General features: G+C 41.4%; 19 protein-coding genes and 1 riboswitch. Of the genes, 6 read left to right on the top strand and 13 right to left on the bottom strand.

Annotated elements, in window-relative coordinates; all coding sequences use genetic code 11:
• Nucleotides 1–79 precede the first annotated feature (79 nt).
• Nucleotides 80–1477 carry a dipeptidase gene (locus H9649_RS12125; protein ID WP_191695157.1) on the top strand — a complete coding sequence of 466 codons (1398 nt, stop codon included), beginning with the start codon at nucleotides 80–82 and terminating at the stop codon, nucleotides 1475–1477.
• A 38-nt stretch (nucleotides 1478–1515) separates the two neighbouring features.
• Here the strand turns inward: H9649_RS12125 and H9649_RS12120 are convergent, their stop codons facing one another.
• Entirely contained in the window at nucleotides 1516–2112 is a 597-nt protein-coding gene (locus tag H9649_RS12120; RefSeq protein WP_191695156.1) for a nitroreductase family protein, read from the bottom strand.
• Nucleotides 2113–2290: 178 nt separating this feature from the next.
• On the opposite strand from H9649_RS12120, the gene H9649_RS12115 reads away from it, so the two are divergent.
• Nucleotides 2291–3139, top strand: a complete 849-nt coding sequence (locus tag H9649_RS12115; RefSeq protein WP_191695155.1) for a DegV family protein — start codon at nucleotides 2291–2293, stop codon at nucleotides 3137–3139.
• A 39-nt stretch (nucleotides 3140–3178) separates the two neighbouring features.
• On the opposite strand, the gene H9649_RS12110 is transcribed toward H9649_RS12115, so the two are convergent.
• Complete coding sequence (locus H9649_RS12110; protein ID WP_191695154.1) at nucleotides 3179–3664, bottom strand: amidase domain-containing protein; 486 nt, start codon at nucleotides 3662–3664, stop codon at nucleotides 3179–3181.
• Between the two features lie 142 nt (nucleotides 3665–3806).
• A riboswitch (guanidine-I (ykkC/yxkD leader) is annotated at nucleotides 3807–3904 on the top strand.
• Between the two features lie 67 nt (nucleotides 3905–3971).
• On the opposite strand from H9649_RS12110, the gene H9649_RS12105 reads away from it, so the two are divergent.
• The 3 genes from H9649_RS12105 (at nucleotide 3972) to H9649_RS12095 (ending at nucleotide 5652) form a co-directional block, all read left to right on the top strand.
• Nucleotides 3972–4313, top strand: a complete 342-nt coding sequence (locus H9649_RS12105) for a DMT family transporter (protein WP_225229845.1) — start codon at nucleotides 3972–3974, stop codon at nucleotides 4311–4313.
• Nucleotides 4313–4627: a DMT family transporter gene (locus tag H9649_RS12100; protein ID WP_191695153.1), complete on the top strand. Its 315-nt coding sequence runs from the start codon at nucleotides 4313–4315 to the stop codon at nucleotides 4625–4627. Before H9649_RS12105 ends, H9649_RS12100 begins: the two co-directional genes overlap by 1 nt.
• A gap of 170 nt (nucleotides 4628–4797) precedes the next feature.
• Entirely contained in the window at nucleotides 4798–5652 is an 855-nt protein-coding gene (locus H9649_RS12095; RefSeq protein WP_191695152.1) for an MBL fold metallo-hydrolase, read from the top strand.
• A gap of 372 nt (nucleotides 5653–6024) precedes the next feature.
• Here the strand turns inward: H9649_RS12095 and H9649_RS12090 are convergent, their stop codons facing one another.
• Entirely contained in the window at nucleotides 6025–6645 is a 621-nt protein-coding gene (locus H9649_RS12090) for a hypothetical protein (RefSeq protein WP_318241686.1), read from the bottom strand.
• Nucleotides 6646–6987: 342 nt separating this feature from the next.
• Between H9649_RS12090 and H9649_RS12085 the strand changes: the two genes are divergently transcribed.
• A complete protein-coding gene (locus H9649_RS12085) occupies nucleotides 6988–7242 on the top strand; it encodes a hypothetical protein (RefSeq protein WP_191695150.1) in 255 nt (84 codons plus the stop codon).
• A gap of 71 nt (nucleotides 7243–7313) precedes the next feature.
• On the opposite strand, the gene H9649_RS12080 is transcribed toward H9649_RS12085, so the two are convergent.
• From H9649_RS12080 to H9649_RS12035, 10 genes are all read right to left on the bottom strand, one after another.
• Complete coding sequence (locus tag H9649_RS12080) at nucleotides 7314–7658, bottom strand: hypothetical protein (RefSeq protein WP_191695149.1); 345 nt, start codon at nucleotides 7656–7658, stop codon at nucleotides 7314–7316.
• The gene (locus tag H9649_RS12075; protein WP_191695148.1) at nucleotides 7658–8434 is read right to left on the bottom strand and encodes a hypothetical protein; all 777 of its coding nucleotides are present in this window, start codon (nucleotides 8432–8434) and stop codon (nucleotides 7658–7660) included. The genes H9649_RS12080 and H9649_RS12075 overlap by 1 nt, the downstream gene beginning before the upstream one ends.
• The gene (locus H9649_RS12070) at nucleotides 8431–11403 is read right to left on the bottom strand and encodes a phage tail tape measure protein (protein ID WP_191695147.1); all 2973 of its coding nucleotides are present in this window, start codon (nucleotides 11401–11403) and stop codon (nucleotides 8431–8433) included. Before H9649_RS12070 ends, H9649_RS12075 begins: the two co-directional genes overlap by 4 nt.
• A gap of 54 nt (nucleotides 11404–11457) precedes the next feature.
• Nucleotides 11458–11619, bottom strand: coding sequence for a hypothetical protein (locus H9649_RS12065; RefSeq protein WP_191695146.1), 162 nt, complete (start codon nucleotides 11617–11619; stop codon nucleotides 11458–11460).
• Nucleotides 11620–11635: 16 nt separating this feature from the next.
• Nucleotides 11636–12190 carry an HK97 family phage prohead protease gene (locus H9649_RS12060; protein WP_225229858.1) on the bottom strand — a complete coding sequence of 185 codons (555 nt, stop codon included), beginning with the start codon at nucleotides 12188–12190 and terminating at the stop codon, nucleotides 11636–11638.
• Nucleotides 12174–12407 carry a hypothetical protein gene (locus tag H9649_RS12055; protein WP_191695144.1) on the bottom strand — a complete coding sequence of 78 codons (234 nt, stop codon included), beginning with the start codon at nucleotides 12405–12407 and terminating at the stop codon, nucleotides 12174–12176. Before H9649_RS12055 ends, H9649_RS12060 begins: the two co-directional genes overlap by 17 nt.
• 231 nt (nucleotides 12408–12638) lie before the next feature.
• On the bottom strand, nucleotides 12639–13205 hold the full coding sequence (locus tag H9649_RS12050) for a hypothetical protein (protein WP_191695143.1): 567 nt from the start codon (nucleotides 13203–13205) through the stop codon (nucleotides 12639–12641).
• Nucleotides 13206–13207: 2 nt separating this feature from the next.
• Nucleotides 13208–13468, bottom strand: coding sequence for a hypothetical protein (locus H9649_RS12045; protein WP_191695142.1), 261 nt, complete (start codon nucleotides 13466–13468; stop codon nucleotides 13208–13210).
• On the bottom strand, nucleotides 13465–14121 hold the full coding sequence (locus H9649_RS12040) for a hypothetical protein (RefSeq protein ID WP_191695141.1): 657 nt from the start codon (nucleotides 14119–14121) through the stop codon (nucleotides 13465–13467). Before H9649_RS12040 ends, H9649_RS12045 begins: the two co-directional genes overlap by 4 nt.
• Before the next feature lie 50 nt (nucleotides 14122–14171).
• The gene (locus H9649_RS12035; RefSeq protein WP_191695140.1) at nucleotides 14172–14423 is read right to left on the bottom strand and encodes a hypothetical protein; all 252 of its coding nucleotides are present in this window, start codon (nucleotides 14421–14423) and stop codon (nucleotides 14172–14174) included.
• Nucleotides 14424–14594 lie beyond the last annotated feature (171 nt).

The following is a 14594-nucleotide window of genomic DNA, read 5'->3' as shown; positions in this document are numbered from 1 at the left end:
TCCGTTAGAATAACTTGAAACCTTCTGACATGATATACTACCTTTATCGGCAAAATTACTTTTGAAATGAGGGATTGAATTGAATCATTCAGAAAAACTTGATGCATATTTTACATCCAAACGTGAAGCTCATCTAGAAGAATTAAAAGATTTCTTACGAATTCCGAGTATTAGTGCACTATCCGAGCATAACGGAGATATGAAAAAAGCGGCGGAGTGGTTGAAAGATTCATTGCAAAAAGCAGGGCTTGAAAATATTTCGATCGACAAAACAGATGGCCACCCTGTCGTCTATGGCGATTGGCTCCATGCTGAAGGGAAACCGACAATTTTGTTCTATGGCCATTACGATGTCCAGCCCGTTGATCCGTTAAATTTATGGGAAAGCGGCCCATTCGAGCCTGAAGTCCGTGACAATAAATTGTTTGCACGCGGTGCGAGTGACGACAAAGGACAAGTGTTCATGCATGTCCTCGCGGTTGAGGCATTAATGAAAGAAGACGGCACACTGCCCGTCAACATTAAGTTCATTATTGAAGGTGAAGAGGAAGTCGGCAGCCCGAGCCTTGAAAAATATATTGAAGAGAACAAAGAAAAACTAGCAGCAGATATTATTGTCATCTCCGATACAGGCATGTACGGTCCAGGGAAACCTGCCGTCTGTTACGGCTTGCGCGGTCTTGCAGGTGTCCAAATTGATGTCAAAGGTGCAAAAGGCGATTTGCATTCCGGCATTTACGGAGGAGGCGTACAAAATCCAATCCATGCGATAGCAGAGATTCTTGCTTCATTCCACGACAAGGAAGGAACGATTGCAGTTGAAGGTTTCTACACAGATGTCCGTCCTTTAGAAGATGAAGAACGCGCAGCGTATAAAGCGTTGAACTTCGACGAAGAAGGATTGAAAGAAGAAATCGGTGTCAATGAGCTATTCGGTGAAAAAGGCTATTCGTATTTGGAACAGACTTGGACGCGCCCTACACTTGAAGTGAATGGCGTGTTCGGTGGATTTTCCGGTGAAGGCATAAAGACAGTTTTGCCTGCTGAAGCCGGAGCGAAGATTACTTGCCGACTTGTCCCCGATCAGGATCCGGATGACATCGTGAAGAAATTGAAAGCCCATATTGAAGCACACAAGCCTGCAGGTGTTACCGTAACAGTTAGTGAATTTGATAAAGGAAAACCTTTCATTACACCTTTCGATCACCCTGCCATTCAAGCTGCGGGTGAGTCTTATGAAAAGATATATGATGTGCCAACAGCTTTCACACGCATGGGCGGCTCCATTCCGATCGTTGCGGTGTTTGATGAAATACTGAATTTACCGGTCGTTCTAATGGGCTTCGGATTGTCCAGCGAGAATTTCCATGCACCTAACGAACATTTCCATTTAGAGAACTTCGACAAAGGGTTACGTGTCATTGTCGATTATTATGAAAAAATCGCTTCATTCTCAAAAGATGAGCTGAAGAAATAAATAAAAGGCAATCCGCGTTCAAAACGGATTGCCTTTTTTTATTGTTCAGAAGTCTCTTTGTCGTCCATTCCGTAATAGATCACGATGTCCTCAAGAGGCGTGCGCACACGGTTTTTCGGAATGTCGTCATAATAGCCGAATTGCAACATGCTAATAATACGTTCTCCCGGCTTCACACCAAGTTCTTCACGGAACTTCGGATTATCAAGGAACGGAGGCGTTTTCCAACACGTACCGATGCCACGATCCCACGCAAGAAGCATCGCATTTTGAATAAGCGCACTTGCACCTGCAAAGTCTTCGAGTCTTTCTTTCTGACGTGCATCTTCGTTCACGATAACAAGAACGACCGCGCCTGCACCACTGAACTTCTTCATCTGCTTTTCAAGATCTTCTTCAGAGAGCTCTTTCCATTTAGGAACGCCATATTCCTTCAGTACATCCTGAAACTTGATGTATTCCGTATTAGCAGCGACAATAAAACGCCATGGGTTGCGTAAACCATGGTTCGGTGCCCATCTCGCATCGTCCAATATCGCATTTATATTATCGAGATCAACCGGCTGTCCATTAAAGTTTTTAACCGAACGGCGGTTCACAATTGCATCTTTTACGGATAATGCTTGTTCATTCATAATTCGGGATTCTCCTTTATACCATACTAGCCCCATTATACACGAATTCAGTCATTCTAGGGAATTACCTGCAATCCTTGTATTCTATTCAACTAAAAACGTTATTACTATTCCTAGAAATTACTTTCTATAGTATAGTAATGAAAGAAGCGAATGTTTTGAAAAGGATGGCTGACAAATGACAAAGAAACCAATGGCTTGGATAACGGACAGTACAGCATTTATTTCCGATGAATTAAAAAATCACCCAGATTTCTATTCAATCCCATTGAATATACATTTTGGTGACAAGCAATTCAGAGACGGAATAGATCTGACGAACGATGAGCTATATGAAAACATTAAGAACGCTGAGGAGTTCCCGAAGACTTCTCAACCTTCAGCAGGTGAGTTTGCAGAAACGTTTAAAGAGATTGCAGAAAACTATGAACAGGCTTTTGCCGTGCATTTGTCGAGTGCGCTAAGTGGTACCCTCGCCTCTTCCATGGCAGGTGCGGAAATCGCAGAGTTTCCTGTGACGTTTGTCGATTCACTTTCCCTCTCTTACGGTGTTACGGGTTTAATGGAAAAAGCAATGAAAATGTATGAAGAAGGCGCGACTGTCGAAGAAATCAAAGAGCATCTTGACGGGTTGGCTGGCAAAGTGAACAACTACATCCTCATGGGACAGTTAGAACAATTGTATAAAGGCGGGAGAATGAGCGGAGTCCAGTTTTTCCTCGGCAGCTTGTTGAAAGTGAAACCGGTCATCCAGATTTCATCCGAAGGTAAATTGGAAGCGACCGATAAAGTGCGTTCTGAAAAGAAAGCGCTTCAATATTTGGTCGATAAAGTCGTAGATGGTTTCCCTTCAGGTGAAGGCAAAATTCATCTTATGCAAGGGCATGTACTGGAACAGGCGAAGTTGCTGAAGCAGATGATTCTTGAGAAAGTACCAAATCTTGAAATCGTTATCGGCGACGTCAGCTCGACACTTGCTGTGCACGCCGGTGAAGGGACGCTCGCAGTACTGTGGTACGATGAATGAAAAGAAAGACGGATTGCCGAATAGGGCACCGTCTTTTTATTATGAAAACTGATCGTTTATCTTGAAAAAGATGTATTTGGCGTTCGGTGAATAGGCATACGAATCTTTATAATCCCATGTCCTATGATAGGCATCATACGTATGTGCATTGACAAGCGGGATTGGCCCGTCTATGGACGTGATGATAGTCGTATGGTCAAATCGATTATCCCCTTGAAAGTCGTAACAAATGACATCGCCTATATCGAGATCATATACAGAATCGACTCTCTTGGCAGTCAATCCTTTCGTCGAGCCCGCCAAATACCAGCGCATCGAATGGGCTACCGACCAGCTGAAACTCCAATTTCCATTCTGCAGCCACCAACCACGTTCGCGATTCGGATAGCCGTACATTGGTGCCCCTCCTGCCAACAGACATTGGGAAATGAAACTCGTGCAATCCACATCGAACGACGGGAATGCCGGATTGCGGGCGTTCCACCATTCATCCGCGTACCGGACTGCGGCTTCCCTGTTATACATTTGTCACCCTCCTCTATACATAGGGTATGAGGTTCGGGCGATGACCATGATAATAAGGAAATTTTTAAAAATAAACGTTGCTGGCATTGCTAAACTTGAATAGCACATACTTATCTGTATAATGTAAGATAATTGTATAAATCATAATGTTTTCTAGGGTTCCGTAACAATTTTGTTAGTCTGGTCCGAGAGAAAACTCACAGCTATGCTGTGTCACGGAAGGATAAAAGCCTGGGAGAAACTGTTTTAACAGTTATCTCTGGGGCTTTTTTTATTGCGAAAGAATACTATTGGAGGTGCTATTTGAATGAACATTAACTGGATTAAAGTAGTAATCGCTGCCTTTTTCGAAGTCTTTTGGGTGATTGGATTAAAACATGCAGATAGTTTTTGGGCTTGGACTGGGACTGTTATCGCTATCATCATAAGTTTTTATCTAATGATTATGGCGGGTAAAAAACTCCCTGTCGGAACGGTCTATGCTGTTTTTGTCGGACTAGGCACCGCCGGAACTTTCTTATCAGATATTGCATTTTTTGGTGAACCTATCAAATTGGTTAAAGTCCTTTTGATTTTACTATTATTAGCTGGAGTCATCGGTTTGAAGTTAGTCACAAATGACAAGGAAAAAGAAGGAGTGGAGTCTTAATGGCTTGGGTTTCATTAGTTGTAGCAGGACTCTTTGAAATGTTTGGCGTGTTAATGATTAATAAATTGCATACAGATCGTAGTTGGAAATCATTAGCTCTACTAATTCTTGGATTCGGAGCAAGTTTTCTCTTTCTTTCCTATGCAATGAAAACATTGCCTATGGGAACTGCCTACGCAATTTGGACGGGAATCGGTGCATCTGGTGGAGCAATATTAGGAATGGTTCTATATGGTGAATCAAAGGAGTGGAAAAGACTGGTCTTTATCGCAATGGTATTAGGCGCAGCTATTGGTTTAAAGCTGGTATCGTAAAGATATACCCACGGTGTGTATGTTATAATTCACCTAAGTTCAATAGGGAGGTACAAGTCCAATGGTAAAAAATTAAATTGAGAAAATCTCAAATGATTTATTGAATATACATGTAGATTTTCTCTTTCATACATTCATAAATATTGTATATAGAATAGAGGAGCAATAACATGTTGAAAAAATTAAGTAATTCCATTTACTATTTGTCTAATCAAAACGATAAAGATCGACCGACATTGGGATTGGTATGCGGTGACCAATATAGCCTAATAATAGATGCTGGAAATTCAACTCAGCATGCTAATGATTTTCTACGAGAAATCGAAAAATTACATGTGCCACCAGTTAAATACTTGGTTATTACGCATGCACATTGGGATCACTTCCTCGGTATGAATGAATTTGCAGCCACGGTTATCGTTAATAGCGAAACGGACGATGTGTTGACAAAATGGCGTAGTTATAAGTTTGATGATAGTTCGTTGGAAGAGTATGTGCATTCTAATCAGATGAACAAGATGTGTATGGAGATTATTCAAGAAGAGATACCCAATAGGGCTAATTTCAAGTTGAACTCCCCTGATATTATTTTCGAAGATAGATTGACGATTGATTTAGGAAACAAAGTTTGCATACTCGAAAAGATTTCAAGTACGCATACCGATGATTCAACAGTTGTTTACATTCCCGATGAAAAAGTGATATTTTTAGCTGATTGTGTGTATAGTACAACTACAAATTCTTTATTTCATTACAAGCAAGCGATGTTATTGCCAATGATTCAAGACATTCAAAAGTATGACGCTGACATGTTCCTACTTGGACATGAATCTATTTGCGATTTAGATGAAATGAATAAATTTTGGAAAGAGTTAACTACAGCCAGTAAAGCTGTAACATCCACTTCATTAGATCATGCAATCAAGTCCTTTAAGGTGGAAAATAATAGAAATCCAAATGATGATGAATTATTTTTCATAAAAGCATTTGTGAATGACTATATAATTCAATCAAACAAATTCTGAATAACAAACCACCTCATTAATTATTGACTGAGGTGGTTTTACATTTTATCCGCAGAATCATTTCTTATTTTATAAAAATTAATAAAAAACGCCGTTATTTAACATACATAAAGCGAAATTCAGCCAAAAAGAAAGTAAGCATAAAAAAAGAAACCTCATCAAACGTTAATTTGACAAGGTTCCTAGATATGGAGCATACCGGGCTCGAACCGGTGACCTTCACACTGCCAGTAAGGTGTCCGACTTATTACAGGTTATCAAGAATGTTGATATATCAACGTTTACATCAGTTTTTGTCGAATCGTTTAACACGTCTTAACTCGATTTTATGCGGTTTTACATCAATTTTTACATCAATTTTACATCAATCTTTCATTTCCACTTCTTTATATAAGCCGATATGGACTCAGTAACTGTGGATGCACTATCCTTTATTTCCTCCACGATGTACGATAGCAGCATCCCCCAAGATATCTCCTCTTCATACGGATTGTTCTCGTTCAGATATTTTAATACTGATTTCAATTCAGCCATCCTACGGTCGTCTAGCTGCTTGTTTAGATAGCCTTCAAAATAACTATTGATAAAATCCCTATCCCTAATGCTCGCATCCAGTAGCAGTGCTGTAGCCCTCGATGGAGTGACAGATAGACCGAATGCCAGGGTGGACAAGTTTTCAAAATCAATTTGTTTGAATCTAACGGAAATCCTCTCACATTCCCCAACTGGACCCATCCGCTGTAGAGATGACCGAGCAATGTCACCTATATACATCGTATTGTCCAATCTGATTGTTCTTCTTAGGTTCCATGATAGAACATCCAATACTTTCTTTGAAGCCATACCGTGGATGCAGAGTGATTCTGCAACGTCCTTTACAGGTGAATTTGTAATGTATGAAATCCTGTATATTGTATCTTTTAACTGAATGGATATGGTCGGTTTCACTTCTTTTTTCTTGTCGCTCCGAACCTTCCGATTACTCTCCCCCACCGTCAACGCTTTTCCCCCTTTTGCTATTTTGACCATCTACTGTGTCGCTGTGTCTCAGACTTATTGAATTATATGATTGATAGGGTGGAGGTATGAATAGATATTTTAATGGGCATATTGCTAGTAATACAGAATAGTTTAGGAGGTCATGAATTTGACAAAAAAAGAAGCAGCAGCTGAAGAAGCTAGGAAAATTATTGAGCATTCCAGAAAGATCGGCTTCCCGATGCAAAAGAAGGATAAAAATAAAAAATGACGCTGGCCGTCAATGATTCAAATTTTCCCTATAGTGACAGATGATTGCTTCTACATTATGATTAGTGTGGAAGGGGGGAAACAAATATGGACGAAAAAAAAGTGGTAGTGTTGTTGTATGAAGACAACAACTTGGTTGATGAAAAACTACTTTTCAGAGGAATGAAGAGTGAGTTGGTAACTTTGATTGGTAATGAGCGTGTATTAAAAGAATCAGGTGGAATTTTCACAATGCCGGTCGATGGAGTAGACACCGAACTAAGAATCGAGAAGAGTATCATTGACTACGAGGGAACAGATGAAGCAAAGTATATTTTTTATCAAGTTGTACGAAATAAATAACGTATGATGTATGAAAAGGTCGCTTCCGATTGGTTGCGGCTTTTTATGTTCAGCGCAAAAAAAGAAGGAGCCTAAGCCCCTCCCTTTGTCAATTCATAAAATGTGAATAGTGTACCTCTATATTCCCTGATTTCTTTTTGTACATTTTCAAGGAACTCCACTACCACTTCTGTATCTGGAAGGGCTTCCGCCTTTTCAGCTTCTTCCAGTATTAGGTCAATTCCTTTTTCAAAGGGTTCCATGTTGTCGCACAGTTCTTTAAATGCATCAGTCGGAATTGTTAGTGTGTCGTCTAAGAACTGTTTAGCCATTCCCCTAAGTTCATTCGCTTCATCCCTGATGTTGGATATCAATATCTCTTTGCTAGTCTTCAAATCGACCGCTGTAGTGTTGTGTAGCTTCACCACATTACTCATTAACCTAGCCCCCATTCTTTGTAAAACTGTAATGTATCAATTTTCGTTTCCTGCCACATTATTTCTCCATTATGCTTTGTGAGTATCTGAAAGTTTGCATCAGTCGAAACGTTAATCGGATTATCCGCGCTGATTTGTGCATGCACATACACCATTCTTGACATAAAATTATCAAACGTCCGCTGCTCGATTGGTGGTATTAAGATTTTTTGGTATTTAGAAAACTGATCGGCATCATCATTAAATTCATCGTCCGGTCCAAGAATGATTAGAGGAAACCCTTTTAAACTATCCTCTGGTGTTTTAACAAACGATGATGACCGGATATCTACCATTCCACTTCTTCCAGCATCCGTGAATCCGATTAAGTATGCTGCCATATCCACATAGTCATCTTTTTGAAATAGCGATAATGCCGGTTCGATGTCTCGCTCATAATGAAAATCCATTTCAAGTTTATCGGACAAATCTCTAATGATTTTCTCCGGATTCCTAACAATCCCTTTTTTCAAGTCTTTCAGTACACGTTCAGCGACAGCCATACACATAATTAGATCCGCATTACTGGATAATACTTCCCTCAACTCGACTTTTAAAATGCTAACCAGGATGCTTTTACCTGTTGCTATAAAAAAGACTTTGTCCGACAGCTTGAATATTTTATCGCTTCTGAACTGCGTGGCTTCCTTCTCACCATCATCAGGGAAGTAGGCGACCGCTGAATCGGCACAAGCGATAATATAATCATTCTGTAGAATACACATTGCTAAGCTCACTCTACACACCCCACGATGGCCGCATTCTCTTTGCGGTAACTTGTACTAGCTGCATACCCCACAGGCATTTGACCCATTTGTATGTTCACCGTTTTCGAAATAGAAGCCGATAATTTAGAGTTTATTGACTCGATTGTCGGCTGCGGATTTAGGTAAATATCTTTGTTAATTCTCGCTTTGGCAATCTCGTTCATTTCATTGAGTTTTCTTTTCGCCTGGTCAATCTTGTTTTGCTGTTCGGTCAGTTTCTTGTTTTGTTCGTCATATTCAGCACCAAGCTCAGCTCCAGAATTTTTCATGGCTTCTAGCCTTTTTCGTGATTCATCAATATTACGTTGCTCTTCTTGTAACTTCTTGATGCCTTCTCCACGTTCAGACGTAATACCAACTTGACTCAATATCAACTCTTCATACTTATAAGATAGGTCATCGAAAGCCTTTAATTCTTTATTGGTTTCATTCAATGATTCTTGCTTTTTACCAATCTGCTTTCCAATCTTGTCCGCGGCGTCTTGGTGTTGGAATACGATTGCGTCAAGATGATTTCGCTGCTCTTCTGCCGACTTCACCATTTTTTCTAATGTGACACGTTCTTCACCGGATGCCTTTGCCGTCCGCTCCCTGAGTTTTGCTGTTTCGAGATCGTGTTTATTCAAATCTTGAACGGCTAGGGACACTAATTTGTTAGCTGCTTCGCGTTCATTTTCCAATTTCTTGATTTCATTCGTTAATCCTTTTTGGTCTTTTAGCAACTTTGCTTGCTTACCCATTTCATTAGTCAATGTGACATACGTATCATCGGCAAGCCTGCGCGCTTCTTCCGCGTTCAGTTTCTTGATTTCGTCCGTAACGGCTGCATATGCGTTTCCTTGCTCTGAAATGGCTTTTGCAGTAGACGGAGCCTTCTGAATTAACTTGTCATTCATGTCAAGGAAGCGTTCCATCTCTTCATTTGTTAAACCGGACTTTTCCATAAGTTTCTGCTGTTCTTCTGATAATGCTTTAATTGCATCTTCCGTTCGCGCGTTTTTAATTTCTGTTGCAATGTCCATATATCGGAGCATTTCGTCTGTTGTTAGCTTATTTTTCAGTTTCAGCAATTCAAATGCCGCAATCAGTTTGTCCAATGACGCAATTTCTTCTTGACGTTTTTCAATTGACCTTACTGTAGCTTCCAAGTTTCCATACATTGCTTTGTCCAATACATAAACACCTGCGGCAAGGGCTCCAATTCCAAGCACTGCCAATCCTACAGGAGTACCCGCTGCTGGTCCCATCATCCCTAAGCTTCCAAGCATCCCAGTTCCGCCCGCTTTACCGAGTGTAGACATTAACTTGCCGCCCATGCCTACCACCCCGCCAATGGTCGTCGTTAGACCACCGAGTGCTATAGATGCCGGACCGACTGCCGCGACGAGGGCGATCATCTTGATAATGGTTTCCTGCTGCTCTTTGTCCATATCGGCGAATGCCTTTGCGCCTGATTCAATTTGCTGAATTAATGGTTCGGCTGCTTCGATGGCAGCCATGACAGCAGGTATTAGTGCATCGCCTAATGTAATCGCCATATCCTTCACACGATTCCACATGATTTTCAACTGTGATTCGGTCGTTCCGTATCGCTGAGCCGCTTCATTGGTCAGTGCTATATTCTCTTCCCAAGCGGTATTTCCGATTCCGACAGAATAGGAAAGTAAATCTGCTGCACCCGCCAAACGGAGCAATGTATCCTGTTCACGTATTCCCTTGATACCTAAGAATCCAAGTATGGCAGCAAGGTTTTCTCCTTCTTCACCAGACTTGGCAACTCCCTTAATAAAGAGATCCAATGCTTCAATAGGATTCGACTTCCAACTTTCTGCAAAATCTGTAGCGGACATATGCGCCACTTCTGCAAATTCATCAAGTGCCTGTCCTCCATTTGCGACAGCTGTATTGATTTTCTTCATGACTGCCGACATGGCTGAACCACCGGCTTCCGCTTCAATACCTACTGAAGACATGGCAGCGGCTAGTGACATGATATTGGCTTCAGACATTCCCATTTGTGCTCCTACACCTGAAAGACGCATCCCCATGGAAACGATGTCCGATTCGGTTGTTGCACTGTTATTTCCTAAATCAACAATGACGGAGCCAAGTCTCCGAATATCCTTCATTGACATCTGCGTGATGTTGGCGAATCGAGCAAGCTGAGTCGCTGCCTGGTCGGCTGATAGATTGGAAGATTCTCCTAAATCGATCATGACGCGTGAGAATTCAAGAATATCCTCTTTCGCAATCCCGAGTTGTCCCGCCGCTTCACCGACTGCTGCTATTTCGGTGGCTGCTACAGGAAGCTCTCTTGCCATTTCACGTATCCCTTTAGAAAGGGCTGCAAATTCTTCTTCTGAAGCATCTGTCGTTTTCCTGATCCCCGCGAACGCCGACTCATAATCTACTGATGCTTTAAACGCTGCTGCACCAACTGCCACAATTGGAGCCGTGACTTTCATCGAGTAGTCTTTACCAAAATCGGTCAAGCCTTTGCCAATCGATTGAATTTTCGCCCCTGTTTCTTCCCACTGCTTACCGAGATTTTTAAGCGGGTTCATCTGATCTCGCAACGCGCCATTCACACGTTCTAGCTGTCCCTCCGTACGGTTCATCGCCGCGACAGCCTTGTTGTATTCGTCAGACAGTTTACGTGTTTGGTCGGAGTCCTCGCCTTTCACACGCTTCGATTCTTCATAGCGTTTACGGAGTTCGGTGACCTGTTCTTTCTGAGTTTTGAGTGTGCGAGTCAAAATGTCTGACTGCTCACGCAACCCTTTCAGACTTTGCGCATATTCCTTGCCACTGGATTTAGCCACTCCCATTTCAGTACGCAAACTTTTTAAATCATCACGAAAGCCTTTAAGCGACTTATCCGCACCATCATCTTCCCAAGATAGTCTCGTTCTTAAACTGCCTACATCTTTCGAAGCCATTTTCTCTCACCTTCCTAATAATAAAATAGGAGGGGAAAAACCCCCTCCACTTTGTTAGTTGACCAGCATCTTCAATATTTCTTTTCGCTTGTCATCTTCCTGGAGCGACTCATACATTTCGGCATCGTTTTGCGGTTCTTTACCAAACCGTTTCCGATACTCTTCCCTAGCGACAACTTCAGTCATCGTCCCTGTTACAATTCGTCTTTCAATCATACTTTTCACCTCCTTTTTAGCTATCAATCAGCTGTAAAAGCCTTCTTTTTGCACGTTTTTGTTCCCATTCACGACGATTATAGCCGCGTTCTTCCATATATCCTTTCACAGTCACGAATGCACTGGGATAGGCTCCTTTGTTCACAAGACTCACTTCCACAAGTTCTGCTTTCTTTACATTCCTGATGGTTTCGGATTTTTCTCTTTGATATGTGCAGTCCTTTGCTAAAAATCCGATGCTAACTGCTTTGGAATCCCAAGTCGCAAGTTCCATAAATGCTTCTTTCGTCCGGTCAGTGTAGACTAGTTTAGCTTCCATCCACAAGCCCACATCATCCTCTTCGAATTGAAGGCTGCCTTCATCTACTCCTGCATGGAAAGTGAATTTTTTGTGGTTATACCATAACTCTTGATTTCTCTTTGTAATCGATTCAACTAAAGATCCTTTAGAAAAACGCTCCCTGAACTTTTCACCGTCACTTGAAGTGATCTCGCTTGATAACTCGCCCCATATCAATGCATAACCCTCTATATAGATGGTGTCGCTAAAACAATTACTCTTCGCGCTCATCCGCAAGATTTATCAACCGTAAATTTTCAGGGCTTACTTTATGTCTTTGCGCAATGTTGCGAATATGTTCGCTGGCAAATCTCCTTATGGCTTCTCCATTAATCGGTCTTCCTCCAAGTTTCTTGAAGTACATCTTGTGCCATTCATCCTGACTAATATCAATTACCATTGTGTTTTCTTCGAATCTCACGAAGCCCATTTCGTCTCTTTTACTCATCTTCATTCCTCCAGTTATAAATAGATGTGTTTTTACATTTTCTTCTACAATCAATTAAGTTTGTATAGATATGAACATTCCCGTGACCCCCTACACCTATATCCATCATTTCTTTTAGGGGGTAGGGGGTCACACGGAACTTCCTGCGCATTACACGAAGCTATGCGCTCGCTTGAATTGTGTCATTCAATTCGAATACTCATAGGGGGGAGTCAGCATGTTTCTGGATTATCACCGGCTGTATATCTCGCCGTGTTGAACGAAGTAATCCAGCATGCTAATCTCAAGTCGTGAACCATTGATGTAAGTATTCATGTCTACTCCTGTCTGAGCCTTCACTTCCTCACTCTTCCAGTTCGTTGCGTTCTTCAACCTCCCGATTTGTGTGGTCAGGTCGTGCAACTCGTTATTGAAATCAACTGCTTCATGCAGTGCAGCTAAGTACTCAGCTTGCAACTTCTGCACGCGTCTGATCGTCTTCTCCCTGCGCTTACCGTAGTCTTCCCGTACTTTCAGATATTCCTTTGCCGCCTTGATTGCAGCGTCCTGTTTTAAACTGCCCTTTGGATCCTGCAAAACTTCGATCATATCTGAACGCGTTTCCATTTCAGTTTCCAATTCCTTGATTTGCTTTCGTAAGGAAGTTGCCTGGTCGATGTCGCCCTCATGTAAGTACCCTTTATATTCTTTCTGCAGCTGATCCAACTTCTGCTGATCCGTTTCATTCTGGCCTTCCAAAACGCTGATCCGTTGGTTGATTTTCTCTATTGCTTTTGAGTAGTTTTCAATAAATTTCATTTTCATTCTCCTGTTCTATTAGTGTTTTGTTTGTTAAGAGTTATAAATTCGAATGCCGGTTCATTTCGTTCTTCATTCTTGATTCCATGGATTCTGTCCAATACTGATCCAGTGTGTATTGTGGAATCTTCCGAGACGGTACCGCCTTCTTTTAAAATATGAATGCGTTCCAGTGTAGATAGTTTTGGCTCGTCGATTGGTTCTTTCTTCCGCTTCCACTTTCTTTTCTTAAACAGACTTCTGAATAGGACAATCAGATTCATGTCGCTTCAGCTCTCCTTCTTTTAATATCAGCCATAAAGTTTTTCATCCGTTCATCGGACGCTGCCTTTCTATTTACTTTATCTTCCGCGTACTCTTCAGGTGTCATGTAAACAAACTGGCCATTGATTAAATACTGCTGCTTGTCCACGTGATCCAGTGGTATTTTTACGGCATACTTATCATGGAAATCTTTACGGTGAATTTTATAAGTCTCTTTCGCCAGATCGTCACGTTCCTTTTCAAGCGTGAACTCTTCGTCATGAATGCGGACTTCCAGTCGCCGTAGCAGTCTCATAACGATAGTAGGCTCAAGGTAGTCCCTCTTCTGAAAGTATCTGATTAGAAGGTGTTCGTCTGTTTCAATCGCCCATGCCAGTAAATCCTTCCACCTCAAATGCTTTTCATATTCCTGTTGGATTTTCTTGTCATATCTTTCCTTCAATTGGATAATACGTATTGCCTGTATGTCTACTTTTGCGCTATGCATGACAGGATTGTTGTAGTCTAAATTAACGCTTGGATATACGATAGACTCATAGAGTTCTTCAAAGAAATCCGCCCGATACTTTTCCATCCGCTTTGCCCTGGTTAATGCTTGTGACAAGTGAAATAGCTGCCATTTCAAATCTCCATAATCATCTGCTTTATTCAACTCACCACCCCCTATACATATTATGCCGCGTCAAGATTATTCCTTTCACATCAAGACTGCTTGTCCGTCAATGCTGAATACTTTTCCTTCAGTTCTGCATGAGCTGGATCTGTCCAATCAATTCGAAAGTCATACGTTCCACCTTGTAAGATGAATCCATCTTCTGAATAGGTACATGGTGAATCTCTTGGCCATTCACCGATTCCGTGATAATGCCGCTTCTGACAGAATGGGCATTCCTTCACAAATAATTGGAGACTTCCTGATAGGCTTTCTTGTAGCTCTACATAAACTGTTGTCATTGTCATAACCTCTTTCATTTAGTATTGGAATTGGTTGCAAGATTCTCCCACTAAATGATTTCCCCTCTAAATCTTAAAACTGGTTATGCTTCAGACTTTGATTTTTCGTTCACATGAATAATTGAAATTCATTACGACGGAATCACACTTAAATTACACATTAATTGATGC

This window comes from Sporosarcina quadrami (genome assembly GCF_014836615.1).
Classification (GTDB): Bacteria; Bacillota; Bacilli; order Bacillales_A; family Planococcaceae; genus Sporosarcina; species Sporosarcina quadrami.
This window is presented reverse-complemented; position numbering and strand designations above follow the sequence as displayed.

Coding starts and splice junctions, on each gene's coding strand:
- H9649_RS12120 (WP_191695156.1), bottom strand. CDS start 2,112: ATGAATGAACAAGCATTATCCGTAAAAGATGCAATTGTGAACCGCCGT.
- H9649_RS12115 (WP_191695155.1), top strand. CDS start 2,291: ATGACAAAGAAACCAATGGCTTGGATAACGGACAGTACAGCATTTATT.
- H9649_RS12110 (WP_191695154.1), bottom strand. CDS start 3,664: ATGTATAACAGGGAAGCCGCAGTCCGGTACGCGGATGAATGGTGGAAC.
- H9649_RS12105 (WP_225229845.1), top strand. CDS start 3,972: ATGAACATTAACTGGATTAAAGTAGTAATCGCTGCCTTTTTCGAAGTC.
- H9649_RS12100 (WP_191695153.1), top strand. CDS start 4,313: ATGGCTTGGGTTTCATTAGTTGTAGCAGGACTCTTTGAAATGTTTGGC.
- H9649_RS12095 (WP_191695152.1), top strand. CDS start 4,798: ATGTTGAAAAAATTAAGTAATTCCATTTACTATTTGTCTAATCAAAAC.
- H9649_RS12085 (WP_191695150.1), top strand. CDS start 6,988: ATGGACGAAAAAAAAGTGGTAGTGTTGTTGTATGAAGACAACAACTTG.
- H9649_RS12080 (WP_191695149.1), bottom strand. CDS start 7,658: ATGAGTAATGTGGTGAAGCTACACAACACTACAGCGGTCGATTTGAAG.
- H9649_RS12070 (WP_191695147.1), bottom strand. CDS start 11,403: ATGGCTTCGAAAGATGTAGGCAGTTTAAGAACGAGACTATCTTGGGAA.
- H9649_RS12065 (WP_191695146.1), bottom strand. CDS start 11,619: ATGATTGAAAGACGAATTGTAACAGGGACGATGACTGAAGTTGTCGCT.
- H9649_RS12060 (WP_225229858.1), bottom strand. CDS start 12,190: ATGAGCGCGAAGAGTAATTGTTTTAGCGACACCATCTATATAGAGGGT.
- H9649_RS12055 (WP_191695144.1), bottom strand. CDS start 12,407: ATGAGTAAAAGAGACGAAATGGGCTTCGTGAGATTCGAAGAAAACACA.
- H9649_RS12050 (WP_191695143.1), bottom strand. CDS start 13,205: ATGAAATTTATTGAAAACTACTCAAAAGCAATAGAGAAAATCAACCAA.
- H9649_RS12045 (WP_191695142.1), bottom strand. CDS start 13,468: ATGAATCTGATTGTCCTATTCAGAAGTCTGTTTAAGAAAAGAAAGTGG.
- H9649_RS12035 (WP_191695140.1), bottom strand. CDS start 14,423: ATGACAACAGTTTATGTAGAGCTACAAGAAAGCCTATCAGGAAGTCTC.